This is a genomic window from Ralstonia edaphi (assembly GCF_958350185.1).
In the GTDB taxonomy this organism is placed as follows: domain Bacteria; phylum Pseudomonadota; class Gammaproteobacteria; order Burkholderiales; family Burkholderiaceae; genus Ralstonia; species Ralstonia edaphi.
Genome location: NZ_CATWHI010000005.1, coordinates 187,861 through 207,770 on the forward strand (window position 1 = coordinate 187,861; position 19,910 = coordinate 207,770).

Here is a 19,910-nt window from a genome sequence, read left to right on the forward strand (position 1 = left end):
ATACATGCGGGAAGCGCAGAGCCGATGTAGTCAAAACACAAATTCGATGAGAAAAGGGGTAAGGGAGTAATGCGTTCACTATCGAAACTGGCGCTGATCGGCATGGTCGCGCTGTCGGGTTGTGCCGTCATTCAAAAACCGATTCCGGCTTCGCCGGCGCTATTCACGGATCGCGAGTCGACTGTCGCCGTGGTCATGACAAAAATGCCGGAGCCCGCCGCGCGGATGACCGGCGCGCAAGGCATTCTTGATATCGCCATCAATCGCGGCCTGGCCAAGCCGATCGTCGAGCGCCTGCAAAAGCAGGATTTCTCTACGGTGGCAGCGCTGCCCAAGAAGATGGCCGAGGGATTGGAATCGCGGCAGATGAAAACGGTGCTGATTCAGGAGCCGCTCGATGTGGCCACGATGAGCCAGTTCACCGAAGGCTCGGGGGAGGGGATCGCTCGCCTCGACTATCGTCCGCTGGCGAAGAAGTACGATGCGCAACGCTTGCTGGTGCTCTCGCCGATGTGGCTCGGCACCACGCGGGCTTACCATGGCTTTCTCCCCCTGGGCGCACCGAGCGGATATGTTGCGATCGTTGGCCAGCTTGTCGATTTGAAGACGAACAAGCTGCTCTGGTATCAGTCGATCGAATCCAGCCAGTTCGCCGCGGGCGATTGGGATGAGGCGCCGGAATATTCGAACCTGATGAAGGCAGTCAGCAGCAGCACCGACGATGCGGCGAACCGGCTGCGTGCCTCGCTGTTCATGGAAGGTACGACGCCGACCGTGGCATCGGCTGCAGCAGCGACAACAACAACCGCAGCTGCGCAGCAGTAATGCTGTGGTGAACAAAAAAGCCCGCATAAAGCGGGCTTTTTTTATTGGTGGCTACTGGCAAGTAGCGCCGTAATCAAGCCTCAGCCTTCGACCGCGAAAACGGCGAGGTGATCTTGATCATCTGCACGAAAGCCTTCGGGTTGCCGGCCAGGATTTCACCTTGGTCGAGATAGCCCGATTCGCCGGTGTAGTTGCCCACCAGACCGCCCGATTCCGTCACCAGCAGCGAGCCGGCGGCCATGTCCCACTTGCTCAGGCCTTGCTCGAAGAAGCCGTCGAGGCGGCCGCAGGCGACGTAGGCGAGGTCAAGCGCGGCGGCGCCGGGGCGACGCAGGCCGGCGCAGTTTTCCGTCATGGTCGCAAACAGGCGGGTGTAGTCGTACAGGCCTTCCAGATCGCGGTAGGGGAAGCCGGTGCCGATCAGGCAGTCGGCCAGCTTGTCGCGGCGCGTGACGCGGATGCGGCGGTTGTTCAGGAACGCGCCGGCGCCCTTGGAAGCGGTGAAGAGCTCGTCGCGCGTCGGATCGTACACCACGGCCTGCGTGACGACGCCACGCTGCATCAGCGCGATCGATACGCCATATTGCGGGAAGCCGTGGATGAAGTTGGTCGTGCCGTCGAGCGGGTCGATCACCCAGACGTTTTCGCTGGCGGTTTCGCCGTCGGCCCAGGATTGGCCGGACTCTTCCGCTAGAATCGCGTGATCGGGGTAGGCAGTCTTGATGACTTCGATGATCGCCGCTTCAGCTGCGCGGTCGACTTCGGTGACGAAATCGTTGTGTTGTTTGCGCTCGGTGCGCAGGCTATCGACGTCGAAGGACGCGCGGTTGATGACGGTGCCGGCCTTGCGAGCTGCCCGGACGGCGATATTGAGCATCGGATGCATGTGGGATCTCCGCGCCTGGCGCGCCGATTTTTCGGAAGCGGCCGCAGGCGAAACAACACAACGAATTGTAGAAGAACGAGCGGCGGGCCAATCTCGCGATCCTGCCCGCCGTCAAAAGAGTGGCCGTATTGTATATGAACCCCGCCTCCGGCGCCCCGCGAATTGCGCCAATGAGCGCTCCAAACACCAACCCTGCCGACCCGGAAACGCTGCGCCAGCGCGCCGCGCGGTGCCGTTTCGTGCTGGTCGAGACCAGTCACCCCGGCAATGTCGGCTCCACGGCACGTGCGCTCAAGACGATGGGATTTGGCGAGCCCGGCAGCTTCGTGCTCGTCCGCCCACGCGAGGCCGACGCTCAACGCCACGCCGATGCCGTTGCCATGGCAAGCGGCGCCGACGACGTGCTGGCCGCCGCCCGGGTGGTCGACGACATTGGGGAAGCGCTGGCCGGTGCCTCGCTGACCATTGCATTGACTGCCCGCCCGCGCGAATTCGGGCCCCGCCGAATCGGCCCGCGCGCTGCGGCAGAAGAGGTGGCTGCATTGCTGGCCGCGCCGGACGCCACCGTCGCCTTCGTCTTCGGCAACGAGCGATTCGGCTTGCCCAACGAGGTGGTGGAGCGCTGCCACGTCGTTACACACATTCCGGCCAACCCGGCGTATGCCTCGCTGAACTTGTCGCAGGCGGTGCAGTTGATTGCGTACGAGGTCCGCATGGCGCTGCTGGCCGGCACCGGCACGGGCGACACCCGCATGGACGGCGTCGGCTTTGTCGGCGAGCCGGCCACCGCCGAGCAGATCGACGGGATGTTCGAACATCTGGAGCAGGGCTTGGTCGAGATCGGTTTTCTTGACCCGGCCCAGCCGAAAAAGCTGATGCCGCGCCTGCGGCGTCTGTTCGCCCGCACGCAGCTGGAGACCGAAGAGGTCAACATCCTGCGCGGGATCGCCAAGCGCATGCTGGGCCGCCGCGCCACAGCCACCACGCCACCCACCGGCGCTGCCGACGACTGTCGCTGACCGCCCTGAACGCCGCCCGTTGTTGATCAAACCGGGCGGCATCCCCCGCATGTCTGGTTAAAACCCTTGCCGCAGCGCGGTAAGGCAATGCCTTACACTGCCCTCAGCGCATCGCGCATATAGATATAACGATCCACACACCTCAAGATGTTCACACGCATTCGCGAAGATATCGGCGCCATCATGGAGCGAGACCCGGCCGCGCGCAGCCGCTGGGAAGTGCTGACCTGCTACCCGGGCCTGCACGCCATCATCGTCCATCGGGTCGCGCATGCGTGTTGGCACGGCGGTTTCCGGTGGCTGGGGCGGTGGTTCTCGCACCTCGGGCGTTTCCTTACCGGCATCGAGATCCACCCCGGCGCGACGGTCGGCCGGCGCGTGTTCATCGACCACGGCATGGGCGTCGTGATTGGCGAGACCGCTGAGATCGGTGACGACTGCACGATCTACCAGGGCGTCACGCTGGGCGGCACGTCGCTCTACAAGGGCGCCAAGCGGCACCCCACGCTCGGCAAGGGCGTGGTGGTCAGTGCAGGCGCCAAGGTGCTGGGCGGCTTTGTCATCGGGGACGGGGCGCGCGTCGGCTCCAATGCGGTCGTGCTCAAGCCGGTGCCACCGGGAGCCACGGCGGTTGGCATTCCGGCGCGCATCATCGAACGCGATGTGGCGACCGAGGCCCAGTCTGCGCTCAAGCAGGAGTTTTCCGCGTATGGCATTACGCCGGATGCGGACGACCCGGTATCGCTGGCGCTCAAGCGGTTGATCGACCACAGCGAGCTTCAGCAGGAGCGCATCGAGTCGATTCTTTCCGCGCTGGATCGCCTGGGCGCGCACCTGGAAAACTCGCCGAACGATCCGTTCGATGCGAGCGAGCTGAAGCGGATGCTCAAGTAAGCAAGGGCAGGTGGCGGCAGATCATGCCGCCACTTGCTCGACCGTCAGCGCGCCGTCCTGCAGCTTGAGGAAGCTGCCGCGCGGCTGTGCCTGATCGAAATCCCAGTCGGAAAGAACCCAGCGGTCACCGCTCGGCTCGTGATGCAGTTGCGGGCGGTGCGTGTGGCCGTGGATCAGCGTGCTGGAATTCGATGCCTTGAGCAGCGCGTCCACCGCTTCGGGGGCGACGTCGCCCATCATCGCTGCGGCGCGGGGCTCGCCGGCGACATTGGCGGACACGGCGCGGCCGGCTTCGCTTTCCGCGCGCATCTTCTGCGCGACCTTCAAGCGCCAGCGCAGCGGCATCGCGAGGAATATCCGCTGCACCCAGCGCTTGCGCGTCCAGTGGCGAAAGCGCATGTAGGCGGTGTCGCGCGTGCAGAGGGCGTCGCCGTGGGCAAGCACGATTCGCTGGCCGTCATCCGCTTCCAGCACGGTGGGGTCGGGTAGCAGCGTCGCCTGCGCAGCCATCAGAAAATGCTTGCCGAGCAGGAAGTCGCGATTGCCGTGCATGAACAACACACGTGTGCCAGCCGCTGAAAGCTCGGCGAGCAGGTTGGCGATGTGCTGGTGGAACGGATCGCCCAGTTCTTCATCGCCGACCCAGTATTCGAAGAAGTCACCCAGGATGACGAGCGTGCTTGCCTCGCGGGCGCGCGTGCGCAGGAAGCGCTCGAACGCGGCGGCGGTGGCCGGCATGCTGGCCGTCAGGTGCAGATCCGAAATAAAAAACACCGGCCCGGAAACCCGGACCGGTGTCTTCAGCGCGGAGGCCTGTGCGGCGTGCGCTGCGTCGATCATTCGATCACTTCAGCGCTTTCGATGATCACGTCTTCCATCGGCACGTCTTGGTGGAAGCCGCGGTTGCCCGTGCGCACCGAACGGATCTTGTCGACCACGTCCATGCCTTCGGTCACCTTGCCGAACACGGCGTAGCCCCAGCCTTGCGGCGTCGGCGACGTGTGGTTCAGGAAGTCGTTGTCGACCGTGTTGATGAAGAACTGGGCCGTGGCCGAGTGCGGATCGTTGGTGCGTGCCATGGCAATGGCGCCGCGTTCGTTCTTCAGGCCGTTATTGGCTTCGTTGTCGATCGGAGCCTTCGTGGGCTTCTGGTTCATCTTCTCGCCCGGCTCGAAGCCGCCGCCCTGGATCATGAAGCCCTTGATGACGCGGTGGAACACCGTGCCGTTGTAGTGGCCATCCTTCACATAGGAGACGAAGTTCGCAACCGACTTCGGTGCCTTCTCAGCGTCCAGGGCCAGGGTGATGTCGCCGTGGTTGGTGTGCAGCTTGACTTGGGTCATGGTGAATTCCTTGGGTGGGGCAAAAAGCGTTACTTGGAGACGACGGTGGCCGATTCAATCAAGATCGGCTTCACGGGCACATTCTGGTGCGGGAACTTGGTGGTGGTTTCCACCGCCTTGATCTTGTCGATGGTGTCGGTGCCCTCGACGACCTTGCCGAAGACGGTATAGCCGTAACCGTCCTGACCAGGGTAGTTCAGCATGTTGTTGTCGACCACGTTCACGTAGAACTGCGCGGTGGCGGAGTTCGGGTCCATGGTGCGCGCCATGGCGATCGTGTACTTGTCGTTCTTCAGGCCGTTCTTCGATTCGATTTCGACCGGCGGGCGCGTGTCCTTCTGCTTCATGTCGGGCGTGAAGCCGCCGCCTTGGATCATGAAGCCGTCCATCACGCGGTGAAAGATCGTGCCCTTGTAGAAACCGTCCTTCACATACTGCAGGAAATTGGCGACCGTCTTGGGCGCCTTGTCCGGATACACCTCAACGGTGAAATTGCCCATCGACGTCTTGAACTGCACGCGCGGCGCAGACGCGGTGGCTGCCGTGGCGGCGGTGGCCGTTACGGCGAGTGCACACACGAGTCCGGCAAAGAGAGAGCGAATACGGAGCATGGTCAGCGAGAGAGAACTTGGGGTGGGAAAAGCAGGATCGGCTGCGTCTTTTTATTGACGCTTGGCCGGCTTGGCGCTCACGCCGCTGGCTGCGGGCAGCGTGGTCGTCGCGGGTTTCGACGCAGGGCGTACACCCGGCAGATCGGGCAGGGCATCCAGGCGTGCACGCGCGGTGGCGTTCTTCGGGTTCAGCTTGATGGCGCTTTGGTACGACTGCGCGGCCAGGCGGACGTAGACATCGCCCAGATTGGATTGCGCCAGCGCATTTTCCGGCGCTACGCGGTTCGCCATGATCAGGCTGTCGCGGGCACGGAGGAGTTCGCCGCGCTCGGCATACAGCGCGGCCAGGTTGATGTACGGCTCGGGCAGCTCCGGGAAGTCCTGCGTCATCTGGCTGAAGGCCACGATCGCGTCGTCGGCGCGGCCCAGGCCGGCAAGCGCCACGCCGCGCTGGAAGCGTGCCTGCGCGTTGCGCGGCTGGGAGGCGACGTCCTTGTCCAACTCGGCCAGTGCCTCGGCGTATTGCTTCTTGGCCAACGCGTCGTCGATGCGCTTCTGGCGCGCGACCTGCGGCGCTTGCTGCGTGCTGGGCATCAAATCGGCCGGCAAGGCAAAGCCGGCGGTCTGGGCGAAGGCCGGTGCTGCCGACATGGCGAGCAGGCAAGCCAGGGTTGCAGCGGTCTGACGCAGCGGTCTGTTCATGAGAATCGGTTCCGTTATACTCCGGCGCATTCTAACAAACCGTCTTTGTGCGCAGCAGCGGCCGTGCGCACCGGGAAAGGTTCTTGACGGGGAGCATGCCAGGCGCACCGGCAGGCCGCCCCGTCAGCGCAGTTCCGGTAAGATATGCCGCTAGTTTTGCAGGCGCCTCGCCGGCGCCGATTGCCTCCAATTTAGTCCGCCCGCAACGTTGTACCTCGCATGCGCGGCGCGCTGAGTCTCCCGACACCGCTTCATGGAATCACTCAAGATCTACAACACGCTCGCGCGTGAGAAACAGACGTTCGTCCCCATCGAGCCCGGCCGCGTGCGCATGTACGTGTGCGGGATGACGGTGTACGACTACTGTCACGTGGGGCATGCGCGGGTCATGGTGGTGTTCGACATGGTGCAGCGCTGGCTGCGCGCGTCAGGTTACGAGGTGACCTACGTGCGCAACATCACCGACATCGACGACAAGATCATCAAGCGTGCGGTCGAGAACGGCGAGACGATGAGCGCGCTGACGGGCCGCTTCATCGCCGCCATGCACGAAGACGCCGATGCGCTTGGCGTGCAGCGCCCCGACCACGAGCCCCGCGCCACCGAATACGTGCCGCAGATGCTGAACATGATCGGCAGGCTGCAGACGAACGGTCTCGCCTATCAGGCCACCGACGGCGACGTGAACTATGCGGTGCGCAAGTTCCCCGGTTACGGAAGGCTGTCGGGCAAGTCGCTCGAAGACCTGCGTGCGGGCGAGCGCGTGGCTGCCAACGATGCCAAGCAGGATCCGCTCGACTTCGTGTTGTGGAAATCCGCCAAGGCCGACGAGCCGGCTGAGTCGCGCTGGGCCTCGCCGTGGGGCGAGGGCCGCCCGGGCTGGCATATCGAGTGCTCGGCGATGAGCTGCGAGCTGCTGGGCGAGCATTTCGACCTGCATGGCGGCGGCGCCGATTTGCAGTTCCCGCATCACGAGAACGAAATTGCCCAGTCCGAAGGCGCGACCGGCAAGACGTTCGTCAACACGTGGATGCACAACGGCTTCGTCCGTGTAAATGACGAGAAGATGTCGAAATCGCTCGGCAACTTCTTCACCATCCGCGATGTGCTGAAGGTGTACGACGCGGAGGTCGTGCGTTTCTTCATCCTGCGCTCGCACTATCGCAGCGACTTGAATTACAGCGACGCCCATCTCGATGATGCGCGCCATGCGCTCACGCGTTTGTACACGGCGCTCAAGGATGTGCCGGCAGCGGCGGGTGCCAAGCCCGACTGGAACGAGTCGCACGGCAAGCGCTTCCTGGAAGCGATGAACGACGATTTCAACACGCCGGTCGCCGTGTCGGTGCTGTTTGAGCTGGCGAGCGAAGTGAACAAGACGCGCTCGCCCGAACTGGCCAGCCAGCTGGCCGCGCTGGCCGGCGTGATGGGTTTGCTGGGCCGCGATCCGCACGCGTTCCTGCAGGGCGGCGTGTCGGCCGATGGCCTGGCCGCCGCCGAAGTGGAAGCGCGTATCGAGGAGCGCCGCGCCGCCAAGGCCGCTCGCGATTTCGCCCGTGCTGATGCCATCCGTGCCGATCTGCTCGCCGCCGGCATTGTCCTGGAAGACAAACCGGGTGGCCTGACCGAATGGAGACGCGCATGAACGCGGTGGCCAAGAAAGCCAACGTAGTGCGCAGCACCGCCGCCAAGAAGGCTCCGGCCGTGAAGGCGCCGGCTGCCAAGAAAACTGTCGGCAAGAAGGTGGACGGCGCGGCAAGCAAGGCGGTCGTCGCCACGAGCGCGCCGATCAAGGCCGCTAAAGTCGCCAAGGCTCCGGCAAAACGCGCGCCTGCGAGCAAGGTGCCGTTGCCCGAAACGCTCGCGACTGGCGAGACCTTGCCTGTGCCGGCAGAGGTGGTGCTTTCAGGCCCCCCCGAATACTGGCAAGAAGCTTGCGCTGACCTGATGAAGCGCGACCGTATCCTGCGCAAGATCATCCCGACGTATGGCCCGGCGCACTTGGCTTCGCGCGGCGACCCGTTCGTCACGCTTGCCAGGTCGGTTGTTGGTCAGCAGATCTCGGTCAAGGCCGCGCAGTCGGTGTGGGAACGCGTCGTGGCGGTGTGCCCGAAGCTGGTGCCCGCCCAATTCCTGCGTGCCGGTCAAGAGAAGCTGGCCGGCTGCGGTCTCTCGAAGCGCAAGGCCGAGTACATCCTCGATCTGGCCGATCACTTTCGCAACGGTACCGTGCACGTCGCCAAGTGGGCCGAGATGGAAGACGAGGATGTCATTGCCGAACTGACACAGATTCGTGGCATCGGCCGATGGACCGCGGAGATGTTCCTTATGTTCAACCTGATGCGGCCCAACGTGCTGCCGCTGGATGACATCGGCCTCATCAACGCGATTTCGCAAAATTATTTCAGTGGCGAACCCGTCACTCGCAGCGAAGCGCGCGAAGTGGCCGCCAACTGGGAACCGTGGCGCACCGTGGCCACTTGGTATATGTGGCGCAGTCTCGACACCGCGACCACCTATTGATCTGTTCATTTCGATGAAACGGAGCGCGTCGCCGCCGGGCGGTCAAAATCCGGTAGAATGCGCGCCTTCAAGAGCCTTTCAGAAGATCCATGAAAACAACCTTCCTGGAGTTCGAGCAGCCGATCGCAGAACTTGAGGCGAAGATCGAAGAACTTCGCTTCGTACAAGACGATTCCGCTGTCGACATTTCTGAAGAAATTTCCCGCCTGGCATCCAAGAGCCAGCAGCTCACCAAAGATCTGTACGCGAATCTGACGCCATGGCAGGTCGCGCAGATTGCCCGACACCCGCAGCGTCCGTACACGCTCGATTACGTCCGCGAGATCTTCACCGACTTCCACGAACTGCACGGCGACCGCACCTTTGCGGACGACCTGTCGATCGTGGGTGGTCTGGCGCGTTTCAACGGCCAGGCTTGCATGGTGATCGGTCACCAGAAGGGCCGCGACACGAAGGAGCGCGCACTGCGCAATTTCGGCATGTCCAAGCCCGAGGGCTACCGCAAGGCCAAGCGCCTGATGGAGCTGGCGGACAAGTTCGGCCTGCCGATCTTCACGTTTGTCGATACGCCGGGCGCATTCCCGGGCATCGATGCGGAAGAGCGCGGCCAATCCGAAGCCATCGGCCACAACCTGTTTGTGATGGCCGGCCTGAAGGTGCCCCTGATCGCCACCATCATCGGTGAAGGCGGTTCGGGCGGCGCACTGGCCATCGCCATGGGTGACTCCGTGATCATGCTGCAGTTCGCCACGTACGCGGTGATCTCGCCGGAAGGCTGCGCGTCGATCCTGTGGAAGACCGCAGAGAAGGCGCCCGAAGCCGCCGAGGCGCTGGGCTTGACGGCGCATCGTCTGAAGGCGCTGGGCCTGATCGACAAGATCGTCAATGAGCCGCTGGGCGGCGCACACCGTGATCCGAAGGGCATGGCGACGATGCTCAAGCGCGCGCTCGCTGAGTCGCTGCGCCAGTTCCAGGGCATGAAGACGTCGGAACTCCAGGCCCGCCGTCACGAGCGCCTGATGGCTTATGGCAAGTTCAAGGAAACCGAAGGTCGCTGATTCGTCGGCTGATCTCGTCAACAAGGTCGCACAACGCGTTGCCGCGTGTGCGGCCTTCGTTGTTTCTGGGGACGCTGAGCCGCCGACTGTGGCGATTGCCCTGTCAGGCGGGCGGGATTCCGCGGCGCTCCTGCACGCGTGTGCCGCGTGGCGCGACGCGGGCGCCCGCGTGCAGCTCGTGGCGCTCCATATTCACCATGGCCTGCATGCCGACGCCGATGTCTGGGAATGCGCGTGTCAACGCATGGCCGAGGCGGTCGGCGTGGCGTTTCATGCGCGTCGCGTCCACGTAGCGGTCGATGCCGGGCAGGGCGTTGAAGAGGCGGCGCGCGAAGCCCGGTACGCCGCACTCGAAGCGCTTTGCGAGGAGACGGGCGCCTCCATCCTGCTGACGGCCCATCATCAGGACGACCAGGCTGAAACGGTACTCCTGCAATTGATGCGCGGCGCGGGCCTCGATGGCCTGGCCGCCATGCCGATGGCGCGGGCGGGCGCGGTCACGTTGCTGCGTCCATGGGTCGACGCACCGCGCAGCGAGATCGAGCTGTACGCACATGCTCACGCGCTCAGCTGGGTCGAAGATCCGTCCAACACCGACGCACGCTACGCGCGCAATGCATTGCGCCCGCTGCTGGCAGGCATGGCGGATCATTTCCCCGCGTATCGCGAAGCGCTGTCGCGCAGCGCTGCGCATCTGGCGGAGGCCGCCGCGTTGATCGACGAGATTGCACAGGCGGACCTGACCCAAATCGCGTCGGCGAAGGAGCTGAACGTGGCCGCGCTGAATGCACTGTCCGTGCCGCGTCAGCGTGCGGTGCTGCGTGCGTGGCTGGCCAAGGCAGGCATGCGCGCGCTGCCAAGTCGACGTCTGGAGGATCTGCGTACGCAGTTGACTGACGCGCGAGATGACGGTGCGCTGCGCATTGAATTGCCGACTGGGCAGGTCAGGCGCTACCGTGGCGTTGCATGGATCGACGCTGGCGCCAGCGATATTCCAGAGCCGGCCGCAATTGCCATCGGTGCGGCGCTGTTCGAGCCGACGCATCTGGCTGAACAGCGCGTGACGTTGGACGCATGGGGCGGGACGCTGTTGTTTGAGCCCGTGGCAAGCGACGGTGTTGCTGCCCAAACGTTGCAAGCGCCGCTCCTTCTGACGCCCCGCCGTGGCGGTGAACGCATCGTGCTGCGCTCCGGCGCACCGTCCCGCGCGCTCAAACAGGCCTATCAGGAGGCGGGCATTCCGGCCTGGGAGCGCGAGCGGTTGCCCCTACTTTATGCGGGCGACATGCTCGTGTTCGCAGCTGGGCTGGGAATGAATCGAGCCGCCATGCACACCGGTGCTGGTTGGCAAATCACGTGGTCGGCCGGCGTCGAAGGTGCGCTCTGAAACACATCGTCACCGGTGATTTGCTTGCCGATCGATGTAAATTGCTGTATTTTCAAAAGCTTTTGCACCGCTTCGCCTCCTCCTGATCTTTCCAAGATGGCTCTCATCGTTCACAAATACGGTGGCACCTCGATGGGTTCGGTTGAACGCATCAAGAATGTCGCCAAGCGCGTTGCCAAGTGGCACCGTGCAGGTCACCAGATCGTGGTCGTCCCCTCGGCCATGTCCGGCGAAACCAACCGCCTGCTGGGTATGGCCAAAGAGATTTCGGCCCAACCCGACCCGCGTGAACTCGACATGATTGCCTCGACGGGCGAGCAGGTGAGTGTGGGTCTGCTGGCCATTGCACTGCATGCCGAGGGCATCGATGCCCGCAGCTACACAGGCTGGCAAGTGCCAGTGAAGACCGATTCGGCCTACACCAAGGCGCGCATTCAGTCGATCGACGATGAGCGGGTACGCGCTGATCTTGACGCGGGCCGCGTGGTCGTCATCACGGGCTTCCAGGGCATCGACAGCGAAGGTCATATCACCACGCTGGGCCGTGGTGGTTCCGATACCTCGGCCGTGGCCGTTGCCGCCGCGCTCGAAGCCGACGAATGTCTGATCTACACCGACGTGGACGGCGTCTATACGACCGACCCTCGCGTGGTGGACGATGCCCGCCGGCTGGACAAAATCACCTTCGAAGAGATGCTGGAAATGGCCAGCCTCGGTTCGAAGGTGCTGCAGATTCGCTCGGTGGAGTTTGCCGGCAAGTACCGCGTGAAGACCCGCGTGCTGTCGTCGCTGACCGACCCGCTGATGCCGCTCGACGTCGAGATGAACTCGGGCACGCTGATTACTTTTGAGGAAGATTCGAACATGGAAGCCGCCGCCATTTCCGGCATCGCCTTTGCCCGCGACGAAGCCAAGATCACCGTGATCGGTGTGCCGGACAAGCCCGGCATCGCTTATCAGATCCTGGGCCCGGTCGCCGACGCCAACATCGACGTCGACATGATCATCCAGAACCAGTCGGTGGAGGGTAAGACGGACTTCACCTTCACCGTGCCGCGCGGCGAATACCAGCGCGCCCTGGCGATCCTGAACGACAGCGTGAAAGCGCATATCGGCGCGGCCAGCGTGTCGGGCGACCCGAAGGTGTCGAAGGTGTCGGTGGTCGGTGTGGGCATGCGCTCGCACGTGGGCATCGCCAGCAAGATGTTCCGCACACTGTCGGAAGAGGGCATCAACATCCAGATGATCTCCACTTCGGAAATCAAGATCTCGGTGCTCATCGATGAGAAGTACATGGAGCTGGCCGTGCGCGCGCTCCATAAGGCGTTCGAGCTGGATCAGGCGTAATGGGCTGAGCTGAGACCGGATGGCCGGGTGGCGACCCGGGGCCATAGATTCTCACCCCATGTCATGCAGTTGTCGTTGACCGGGTGGGGTGAAGTGGCTAGAATACGCGCTTCGTTGCACGGGCTCCTTCGTGTGACGCAAGTTTGGGAGACGTGGCCGAGAGGTCGAAGGCACTCCCCTGCTAAGGGAGCATCCGGGCCAAAACCTGGATCGAGGGTTCGAATCCCTCCGTCTCCGCCAGTTTGGCGCTTCTCGCGGGAAGCGCGCATAACAGGCGGATGCGAGTCGAGCTGACGTGACGGCTCGCATTGCACTGCACGTCAAAAAGCCCGCATGGTTTGCGCCATGCGGGCTTTTTCTTTGTCTGCTCCCCACGCATGCGCCTTCCGGAGATGGCGCGCGCATGCGTGGGTGCATTAACGCATCAGCCTTGGCCGACGACGTCCGGCACACCGGCGGTCACGTTGAAGCCGCAGTCCACGTACGTGATCTCGCCTGTCATACCGCTGGCCAGATCCGACAGCAGGAACGCCGCCACGTTGCCCACTTCCTCGATGGTGACGTTACGGCGCAGGGGGGCCACGTCTTCCATGTACTTGAGCAGCTTGCCGAAATCCTTGATGCCGGACGCGGCGAGCGTCTTGATCGGGCCCGCCGAGATGCCGTTGGCGCGGATGCCCTTCGGACCCAGCGCGCTGGCCAGGTAACGCACGCTCGCTTCGAGCGACGCCTTGGCCAGGCCCATCGTGTTGTAGTTCGGGACCACGCGCTCAGCGCCCAGGTAGGTCAGGGCCAGCAGCGAGGCATTGGGCGAGAGCATCGGCAGCGCAGCCTTCGCCAGCGCGGGGAAGCTATAGGCCGAGATGTCGTGGGCGATACGGAACGACTCGCGCGACAGGCCATCCATGAAGTTGCCAGCAATCGCTTCGCGCGGCGCAAAGCCGATCGAGTGCACCAGGCCGTCGAAGTGGCCCCAGTGCTGGCCGAGGTCTTCGAACACCTTGGCGATCTGTTCATCGCTGCCGACGTCGCAATCAAACACCAGCTTGCTGTCGAACTCGGTGGCGAATTCGGTAATGCGGTCCTTGAAGCGTTCGCCGACGTAGGTGAAGGCCAGTTCCGCGCCCTCGCGCTTGCAGGCATTGGCGATGCCGTAGGCGATCGAGCGGTTGGACAGAAGGCCGGTAATCAGAATGCGCTTGCCAGCGAGGAATCCCATGGTTTCTCCATACAAATGTGGGGCAACGTCGCGCCCGTATGTTGCTGTGGTCACGCGTCACTGCAGCGGCGCAGCGGCGGTTTCCGGGGCACGAGGCAATTAGGTGGGCGCGATCATACCGGAAAGCGCGGGGCGCCTGCCCATTTGCGCGGTGCCGCACAATCCCTGTCAGCCTTGTCAATGCGGGACGATCCCGGGCCGGAATTGGTGGGATTGCCGTGGGAGGGCGTTAGAATCGTCGAAAACAGTTTTTCAGACAGCGATCAATCGGATCAACGCATGCAAGGACATTGGGGGCAAGGGGCGCAATGAGCGTGCGCGTTGTGGCACACAAGCGATTCATGGCGCTGTTCAGCCTGCTGGCGGCGATCTGCGCGACACCCGCCTGGGCGGCACACGGCTACGCCGAATATGGCGACCTCAAGTATCCAACGGGTTTCTCCAATTTCGGCTACCTGAACCCGAAGGCGCCCATCGGCGGCATGCTGCTGCTCGGCAATCCAGACCGCCGCACGAGCTTCGACAAGTTCAATCCATTCACGATCAAGGGGACGTCGGCACCGGGCCTGAATCAACTGGTGTTCGAAAGCCTCCTGATTACGAGCTGGGATGAAACCGCCAGCGGCTATGGCCTGCTTGCGGACGACGTGACGGTGGCTCCCGACGAACTTTCGGTCACGTTCCACATCAACCCGCGCGCGCGGTTCTCCAACGGCGATCGCGTGCGCGCGTCGGACGTCAAGTACTCCTACGACATGCTGATGGGCAAGGGCGCGAGCCCGGCTTACCGCAGCATGACCGCCGACGTGGCCAAGGTGACGGTGGTGGACGCCAGCACCATCCGTTACGACTTCAAGCGCAAGAACAAGGAGCTGCCGCTCATCGTCGGCGGCCTGCCGGTGTTCTCGCCCAAGTGGGGCCAGGGCAGCGGCAAGCCCGACGACCCGGATGGCGGCAAGGATGTCGCGTTCGACAAGCTGACCTTCCAGGATCCCGTTGCCAGCGGGCCGTATGTGATCGAGCGCTTTGATCCGTCGCGCGGCATTACCTTCCGTCGCAATCCCGACTACTGGGGACGCGATCTGAACGTGCGCCGTGGCTCGTTCAATTTCGAGCGCATCCAGTACAAGCTCTACAAGGACGAAACCGCCCGCCTCGAAGCCTTCAAGGCCGGCGAGTACGACGCCATGGTGGAATACCGCGCCAAGAACTGGGCCAAGAGCTATGTCGGCGTGAAGTTCCGCAGCGGCGAGTTGATCAAGAGCGAATTCCCGCATCGGAATGGCGCGGGCATGCAGGGCTTTGTGATGAACCTGCGGCGGCCGTTGTTTCAGGATCTTCGCGTGCGCAAGGCGCTGGCGTTGGCGCTCGATTTCGAATGGCTCAATCGACAGCTTTTCTACGGTGCATATCGCCGGCTCGACAGCTACTTCGCCAATAGCGAACTGGCCGCGTCGGATTCGCTCACGGGCATGCCCAGCAAGGGCGAGCTGGCGTTGCTGGAGCCGCTGCGCAGCAAGCTCGACCCCGAGGTGTTTGGTGTGCTGCCCGCACCGCCCTCGACGGATCCGCCGAGCTCACTGCGTGACAACCTGCGGCAGGCACGTCGCCTTCTGGCCCAGGCGGGTTGGACCTACGCCGACGGTGCGCTGCGCAACAGCAAGGGTGAGCCGTTCGTCTTCGAGATGCTCGACGATGGCGGCGCCATGAGCCGCGTCATGGCGGCGTATGCGCGCAACCTCGAAAAGCTCGGCATCCAGGTCAACCAGCGCATGACCGATTTCGCGCTCTACCAGAAGCGGTTGGAAGAGTTCGATTTCGACATGATCTCGCTGCGCTTTCCGGATTCGCAAAGCCCGGGCAACGAGCTGAAGGACCGCTTCGGTTCTGCGGCGGCTGACGAGGCCGGCTCGGACAACGTGATCGGCCTGAAATCGCCAGCCGTCGACGCGCTGATCGACGATGTGCTGCGTGCCGACAATCGCGACGAGCTGGTCACCGCTTCGCGCGCCCTCGACCGCGTGCTGATGCAGGGTTGCTATGTGATTCCGCACTGGTATTCGGCCTCGCACCGCGTGGCTTACAACAAGAACCTGATGTACCCGGATCGCTTGCCGTATTACTACTCGGCCGAGGCCTGGGTGCTGACGGCCTGGTGGCGGACGCCGGAATCCGCCCAATCGGCTGCCAAATGACCGCATCGGTGACACCATGTTCGCGTACCTGATCAAACGGTTGCTGCTCCTGATCCCGACGCTGATCGGCGTGATCACGCTCACGTTTGTCGTGATCCAGTTCGTACCCGGTGGCCCGGTCGAACAGATGATGATGGAGATGAAGGGGCGGGGCGCCGGCGGCGAGGCCAGCGGTGGCGGTGCCTTCGACTATCGTGGTCGTCGGGGCGTCGACGCCGAGAAGATCAAGGAGATCCGCGCCTTGTATGGTTTCGACAAGAGCCCCGTCGAACGTTACTTCCTGATGCTTGGTCGTTTTGCACGCTTCGATCTGGGTGAAAGCTACTTCCAGCACCGCAGCGTGTGGGATCTCATCAAGTCGAAATTGCCGGTGTCGATTTCGATCGGGTTGTGGACATTCTTTCTCACGTACCTGATAGCGGTGCCGCTCGGCATTGCGAAGGCGGTGCGGGCGGGCAGCCGGTTCGATCTGGTGACCAGCATCATCGTGCTGGTCGGCTATGCCATCCCGGGGTTTGTCCTTGGCGTGCTGCTGCTGGTGCTCTTTGGCGGCGGTACCTTCTTCCAGTGGTTCCCGATCCGTGGCATCACGTCCGACAACTGGGATCAGCTCAGCCTGCTGGGCAAGATCACGGATTACCTCTGGCACATCACGCTCCCCGTCATGGCGTCGGTGGTCGGCAGCTTTGCCGTCATCACCATGCTGACGAAGAACGCGTTCCTGGAGGAAATCCGCAAGCAGTACGTTCTGACTGCGCGTAGCAAGGGCCTGTCGGAGCGGCGCGTGCTGTGGAAGCACATCTTCCGCAACGCGCTGCTGCCGCTGGTGACGGGGTTTCCTTCGGCCTTCATTGGCGCGTTCTTCACGGGGTCGCTGCTGATCGAGCAACTGTTCTCGCTCGACGGCATGGGCCTGCTGTCGTATGAGGCCGTGATGCGACGCGATTATCCCGTCGTGCTCGGCACGCTGTACTTGTTCACGCTGATAGGCCTGGCGGCGCGGTTGATTTCCGACGTGTGCTACGTGCTGGTCGATCCGCGGATCCATTTCGGCTCGGTTGGGCGATAGGCGGGCCGGCGACCATGACTCAGTATTCGCGCACATCCACGCATGCATCCAACACGGCCGCACCACATCCGGTGCGCCACTCGCCGTCGCCGCTCAAGCGCGCGTGGCGCCGCTTCAAGCAGCATCGGCTGGGCTATTGGAGCCTGCTCATCTTCGTGGTGCTGTTCGTACTCAGCCTGGGTGCCGAGTGCATCTCCAATGACCGACCGCTGGTGGTCAAGTATCACGGCAACTGGTATTTCCCGATCGTGAAGGCCTACCCCGAGACGACATTCGGCGGGGATTTTCCAACTCCGACGGACTACCTCGATCCGTTCATTCGAGACAAGTTCAAGGAGCCGGGCAGCTTTGCGATTTACCCGCCCAATCCGTATTCGTACGAGACGCTGAACTACTTTTCGAAAGAGCCCAATCCGGCGCCGCCTTCTGCGGAAAACTGGCTCGGCACAGACGATCGTGGCCGCGACGTGTTTGCGCGGCTGCTGTATGGCTTCCGTGTGTCGGTGCTGTTCGGCCTGGCGCTGACGGTGCTCGGCGTGCTGGTCGGCACACTGACCGGGGCGCTGATGGGCTTCTTCGGCGGACGTTTCGACATGGTGTCGCAGCGGCTGATTGAAATCTGGAGTTCGATGCCGGAGCTGTATCTGCTGATCATCTTCGCGTCGATCTTCACGCCCAGTCTTGGGCTGCTCATCATCCTGTTGTCGCTGTTCGGCTGGATGAGTCTGTCGGATTACGTGCGCGCCGAGTTCTACCGCAACCGCTCGCTCGATTATGTGAAGGCCGCGCGGGCGATGGGTCTGTCCAGTTGGCAGATCATGTGGCGCCACATCATGCCCAACAGCCTGACGCCCGTGATTACCTTCCTGCCATTTCGCATGAGCGCGGCCATTCTTGCGCTCACGAGCCTGGATTTTCTTGGCCTCGGCGTACCGCCATCCACCCCGAGCCTGGGCGAGCTGCTTGCGCAAGGCAAGGCCAACCTGGATGCCTGGTGGATCTCGCTGTCGACGTTCGTGGTGCTCGTGCTGACGCTCGTCCTGCTGACCTTCATGGGCGACGCGCTGCGCGATGCCTTCGACACGCGCCTGTCATTCGCCCAACTGCGTACGCGCCAGAAACCGGCGGGGGTGAAATGACCCGCGTCGATCTGCGTTCCTCCACGCCGAAGTACGACGGTCCACTGTTGCGCTTGGATGACCTGTGCGTGCATTTCGAATCTGAACACGGCGAGGTGACGGAAGCCGTCAAGCATGTCTCGCTCGACTTGCACGCCGGCGAGCGCTTCGCGTTGGTGGGCGAATCCGGCTCGGGCAAGTCCGTGACTGCGCTATCGATCATGCGATTACTGGCCGACGCGCAATACAGCGGCCGCATCCTGCTCGAAGGCCGCGACCTCCTGGCCGCCAGCGAGCGCGAGATGCGCGGCCTGCGCGGCGCCGACGTCGCCATGGTGTTCCAGGAGCCGATGACTGCGCTCAACCCGCTGTACACGATCGGCAACCAGATCGTCGAAACGCTGGAATTGCACGAGGGCCTGGACAAGCGCGCCGCCAAGGCACGTGCGATTGCGCTGCTGGAACGCACCGGCATTGCCGAGGCGCCGCGCCGGTTTGACGCCTTCCCCCACCAGCTTTCGGGTGGCCAGCGCCAGCGCGCAATGATCGCCATGGCGCTGGCGTGCTCGCCGAAGCTGTTGCTGGCCGACGAGCCGACCACCGCGCTCGATGTGACGGTGCGCATGCAGATCCTGCAATTGCTGCGCGAACTGCAGGCCGAATTCGGCATGGCCATCATGCTGATCACGCACGACTTGAACATGGTGCGCGCGTTTGCCGAGCGCGTCGGCGTGATGGAGCGCGGCGTCTTGGTCGAAACCGGCAACACGGCCGACGTGTTTGCCGCGCCCCAGCATCCGTACACGATCCGGCTGCTCGAGAGCCGTCCGCAGCGCGACGTGCTGCCGCTGGTGCCGCTTGCCCCCGTGCTGCTTGAGGCCGACAAGCTGACGGTCACCTACGAACGCCATCGTCCAGGGTTTGCCGGCTGGTTCCGGACTGACCCGTTCACCGCGGTCGATGCCGTGTCGCTGCAGCTGCGCGAAGGCGAGACGCTTGGCATCGTCGGCGAATCGGGGTCGGGCAAAACCACGCTCGCGCAGACGCTGCTGGGGCTGCAAACGGCAAAGAGCGGCGACCTGCGTTTCCTGGGCAATTCGCTGCTGCGTATTTCGCGCGACGAGCGCCGGGCAGTGCGTGCGCGCATGCAGGTGGTGTTTCAAGACCCGTATGGATCGTTGTCGCCGCGCATGACGATTGAGGAAATCGTCGGAGAAGGCCTGGCGCTGCACCAACCGCACGTCAACGCCACCGAGCGCCGTCACCGCGTGATCGAGGCGCTGCGCGAAGTTGGCCTCGACCGCACAGCGCTCGGCCGCTACCCGCATGAATTCTCCGGTGGACAGCGCCAGCGCGTCGCCATCGCGCGTGTGCTGATTCTCAAGCCGCAGCTGCTGGTGCTCGATGAGCCGACTTCGGCACTCGATGTGTCAATCCAGCAGCAGGTGCTTTCGCTGCTGTCAGCCCTTCAGAAAAAGTACAACCTGTCGTATCTATTCATCAGCCACGACCTTGCCGTCATCCGCGCGATGTCACATCGCGTGGTGGTGATGAAGGATGGGAAAGTGGTGGAAGAGGGGGATACCGAAGCGGTGTTGGCATCGCCTTCTCACCCCTACACCTGCAAGCTGATGGCGGCTGCCTCACTCATCCCTGCCCGGGATAACCCGTAAAACGCACCGCGTTTGCCCCGAATCAGTGCAGTTTTGATGCG

General features: G+C 63.3%; 18 protein-coding genes and 1 tRNA gene. 13 read left to right on the forward strand and 6 right to left on the reverse strand.

Translation table 11 applies throughout. From position 1 onward, the window contains the following. Window positions 1-102 precede the first annotated feature (102 nt). On the forward strand, window positions 103-825 hold the full coding sequence (locus tag R2669_RS18415; protein ID WP_316901647.1) for a hypothetical protein: 723 nt from the start codon (window positions 103-105) through the stop codon (window positions 823-825). A gap of 73 nt (window positions 826-898) precedes the next feature. Here R2669_RS18415 and R2669_RS18420 read toward each other — a convergent pair whose 3' ends face one another. Continuing rightward, window positions 899-1,711, reverse strand: coding sequence for an inositol monophosphatase family protein (locus R2669_RS18420; RefSeq protein WP_012435285.1), 813 nt, complete (start codon window positions 1,709-1,711; stop codon window positions 899-901). A gap of 134 nt (window positions 1,712-1,845) precedes the next feature. Here R2669_RS18420 and R2669_RS18425 point away from each other — a divergent pair, with 134 nt between their 5' ends. Beyond that, window positions 1,846-2,730 carry an RNA methyltransferase gene (locus tag R2669_RS18425; protein ID WP_430708817.1) on the forward strand — a complete coding sequence of 295 codons (885 nt, stop codon included), beginning with the start codon at window positions 1,846-1,848 and terminating at the stop codon, window positions 2,728-2,730. Window positions 2,731-2,877: 147 nt separating this feature from the next. Beyond that, window positions 2,878-3,624: a serine O-acetyltransferase gene (gene cysE / locus R2669_RS18430; RefSeq protein ID WP_012435287.1), complete on the forward strand. Its 747-nt coding sequence runs from the start codon at window positions 2,878-2,880 to the stop codon at window positions 3,622-3,624. Window positions 3,625-3,645: 21 nt separating this feature from the next. Here cysE and R2669_RS18435 read toward each other — a convergent pair whose 3' ends face one another. Genes R2669_RS18435 through R2669_RS18450 form a run of 4 tightly spaced genes read right to left on the reverse strand, consistent with a single transcriptional unit; the run spans window position 3,646 to window position 6,280 of the window. Continuing rightward, window positions 3,646-4,464, reverse strand: a complete 819-nt coding sequence (locus tag R2669_RS18435; RefSeq protein ID WP_316887988.1) for a UDP-2,3-diacylglucosamine diphosphatase — start codon at window positions 4,462-4,464, stop codon at window positions 3,646-3,648. Further along, window positions 4,461-4,967, reverse strand: coding sequence for a peptidylprolyl isomerase (locus R2669_RS18440; RefSeq protein ID WP_027677677.1), 507 nt, complete (start codon window positions 4,965-4,967; stop codon window positions 4,461-4,463). The genes R2669_RS18435 and R2669_RS18440 overlap by 4 nt, the downstream gene beginning before the upstream one ends. Before the next feature lie 29 nt (window positions 4,968-4,996). Next, window positions 4,997-5,578, reverse strand: a complete 582-nt coding sequence (locus tag R2669_RS18445) for a peptidylprolyl isomerase (protein ID WP_102066974.1) — start codon at window positions 5,576-5,578, stop codon at window positions 4,997-4,999. A gap of 51 nt (window positions 5,579-5,629) precedes the next feature. Beyond that, complete coding sequence (locus R2669_RS18450; RefSeq protein ID WP_316875854.1) at window positions 5,630-6,280, reverse strand: tetratricopeptide repeat protein; 651 nt, start codon at window positions 6,278-6,280, stop codon at window positions 5,630-5,632. Between the two features lie 253 nt (window positions 6,281-6,533). Between R2669_RS18450 and cysS the strand changes: the two genes are divergently transcribed. The 6 genes from cysS to R2669_RS18480 all read left to right on the forward strand — a co-directional run bounded on the left by cysS (window position 6,534) and on the right by R2669_RS18480 (window position 12,835). Then, the gene (cysS, locus tag R2669_RS18455; RefSeq protein WP_316901650.1) at window positions 6,534-7,925 is read left to right on the forward strand and encodes a cysteine--tRNA ligase; all 1,392 of its coding nucleotides are present in this window, start codon (window positions 6,534-6,536) and stop codon (window positions 7,923-7,925) included. Further along, entirely contained in the window at window positions 7,910-8,803 is an 894-nt protein-coding gene (locus tag R2669_RS18460; protein ID WP_316901652.1) for a DNA-3-methyladenine glycosylase family protein, read from the forward strand. Before cysS ends, R2669_RS18460 begins: the two co-directional genes overlap by 16 nt. An 89-nt stretch (window positions 8,804-8,892) precedes the next feature. Further along, the gene (locus R2669_RS18465) at window positions 8,893-9,861 is read left to right on the forward strand and encodes an acetyl-CoA carboxylase carboxyltransferase subunit alpha (protein ID WP_009238448.1); all 969 of its coding nucleotides are present in this window, start codon (window positions 8,893-8,895) and stop codon (window positions 9,859-9,861) included. Further along, window positions 9,830-11,248 (forward strand): tRNA lysidine(34) synthetase TilS, encoded by a 1,419-nt coding sequence (tilS, locus tag R2669_RS18470; RefSeq protein ID WP_316901654.1) that lies wholly within the window; start codon window positions 9,830-9,832, stop codon window positions 11,246-11,248. Before R2669_RS18465 ends, tilS begins: the two co-directional genes overlap by 32 nt. 96 nt (window positions 11,249-11,344) lie before the next feature. Continuing rightward, window positions 11,345-12,595, forward strand: a complete 1,251-nt coding sequence (locus R2669_RS18475) for an aspartate kinase (protein ID WP_045204290.1) — start codon at window positions 11,345-11,347, stop codon at window positions 12,593-12,595. Between the two features lie 146 nt (window positions 12,596-12,741). Beyond that, window positions 12,742-12,835 (forward strand) — tRNA-Ser (locus tag R2669_RS18480). A 184-nt stretch (window positions 12,836-13,019) separates the two neighbouring features. Here R2669_RS18480 and fabI read toward each other — a convergent pair. Continuing rightward, complete coding sequence (fabI, locus tag R2669_RS18485; protein ID WP_147213690.1) at window positions 13,020-13,814, reverse strand: enoyl-ACP reductase FabI; 795 nt, start codon at window positions 13,812-13,814, stop codon at window positions 13,020-13,022. 308 nt (window positions 13,815-14,122) lie between these two features. Here fabI and R2669_RS18490 point away from each other — a divergent pair, with 308 nt between their 5' ends. Genes R2669_RS18490 through R2669_RS18505 form a run of 4 tightly spaced genes read left to right on the forward strand, consistent with a single transcriptional unit; the run spans window position 14,123 to window position 19,869 of the window. Continuing rightward, window positions 14,123-16,009, forward strand: coding sequence for an extracellular solute-binding protein (locus tag R2669_RS18490; RefSeq protein WP_316901656.1), 1,887 nt, complete (start codon window positions 14,123-14,125; stop codon window positions 16,007-16,009). 16 nt (window positions 16,010-16,025) lie between these two features. After that, entirely contained in the window at window positions 16,026-17,078 is a 1,053-nt protein-coding gene (locus tag R2669_RS18495) for a microcin C ABC transporter permease YejB (RefSeq protein ID WP_027677667.1), read from the forward strand. Between the two features lie 14 nt (window positions 17,079-17,092). Then, window positions 17,093-18,217: an ABC transporter permease gene (locus R2669_RS18500; RefSeq protein WP_316901658.1), complete on the forward strand. Its 1,125-nt coding sequence runs from the start codon at window positions 17,093-17,095 to the stop codon at window positions 18,215-18,217. Further along, window positions 18,214-19,869 (forward strand): ABC transporter ATP-binding protein, encoded by a 1,656-nt coding sequence (locus R2669_RS18505; RefSeq protein ID WP_147213693.1) that lies wholly within the window; start codon window positions 18,214-18,216, stop codon window positions 19,867-19,869. The genes R2669_RS18500 and R2669_RS18505 overlap by 4 nt, the downstream gene beginning before the upstream one ends. Window positions 19,870-19,910: the final 41 nt, after the last annotated feature.

What these genes read in the sequence shown, in the direction of transcription:
- R2669_RS18415 (WP_316901647.1), top strand. Translation starts at nt 103, where the DNA reads ATGGTCGCGCTGTCGGGTTGTGCCGTCATTCAAAAACCGATTCCGGCT.
- R2669_RS18420 (WP_012435285.1), bottom strand. Translation starts at nt 1,711, where the DNA reads ATGCATCCGATGCTCAATATCGCCGTCCGGGCAGCTCGCAAGGCCGGC.
- R2669_RS18425 (WP_430708817.1), top strand. Translation starts at nt 1,846, where the DNA reads ATGAACCCCGCCTCCGGCGCCCCGCGAATTGCGCCAATGAGCGCTCCA.
- cysE (WP_012435287.1), top strand. Translation starts at nt 2,878, where the DNA reads ATGTTCACACGCATTCGCGAAGATATCGGCGCCATCATGGAGCGAGAC.
- R2669_RS18435 (WP_316887988.1), bottom strand. Translation starts at nt 4,464, where the DNA reads ATGATCGACGCAGCGCACGCCGCACAGGCCTCCGCGCTGAAGACACCG.
- R2669_RS18440 (WP_027677677.1), bottom strand. Translation starts at nt 4,967, where the DNA reads ATGACCCAAGTCAAGCTGCACACCAACCACGGCGACATCACCCTGGCC.
- R2669_RS18445 (WP_102066974.1), bottom strand. Translation starts at nt 5,578, where the DNA reads ATGCTCCGTATTCGCTCTCTCTTTGCCGGACTCGTGTGTGCACTCGCC.
- R2669_RS18450 (WP_316875854.1), bottom strand. Translation starts at nt 6,280, where the DNA reads ATGAACAGACCGCTGCGTCAGACCGCTGCAACCCTGGCTTGCCTGCTC.
- cysS (WP_316901650.1), top strand. Translation starts at nt 6,534, where the DNA reads ATGGAATCACTCAAGATCTACAACACGCTCGCGCGTGAGAAACAGACG.
- R2669_RS18460 (WP_316901652.1), top strand. Translation starts at nt 7,910, where the DNA reads ATGGAGACGCGCATGAACGCGGTGGCCAAGAAAGCCAACGTAGTGCGC.
- R2669_RS18465 (WP_009238448.1), top strand. Translation starts at nt 8,893, where the DNA reads ATGAAAACAACCTTCCTGGAGTTCGAGCAGCCGATCGCAGAACTTGAG.
- tilS (WP_316901654.1), top strand. Translation starts at nt 9,830, where the DNA reads ATGGCAAGTTCAAGGAAACCGAAGGTCGCTGATTCGTCGGCTGATCTC.
- R2669_RS18475 (WP_045204290.1), top strand. Translation starts at nt 11,345, where the DNA reads ATGGCTCTCATCGTTCACAAATACGGTGGCACCTCGATGGGTTCGGTT.
- fabI (WP_147213690.1), bottom strand. Translation starts at nt 13,814, where the DNA reads ATGGGATTCCTCGCTGGCAAGCGCATTCTGATTACCGGCCTTCTGTCC.
- R2669_RS18490 (WP_316901656.1), top strand. Translation starts at nt 14,123, where the DNA reads ATGAGCGTGCGCGTTGTGGCACACAAGCGATTCATGGCGCTGTTCAGC.
- R2669_RS18495 (WP_027677667.1), top strand. Translation starts at nt 16,026, where the DNA reads ATGTTCGCGTACCTGATCAAACGGTTGCTGCTCCTGATCCCGACGCTG.
- R2669_RS18500 (WP_316901658.1), top strand. Translation starts at nt 17,093, where the DNA reads ATGACTCAGTATTCGCGCACATCCACGCATGCATCCAACACGGCCGCA.
- R2669_RS18505 (WP_147213693.1), top strand. Translation starts at nt 18,214, where the DNA reads ATGACCCGCGTCGATCTGCGTTCCTCCACGCCGAAGTACGACGGTCCA.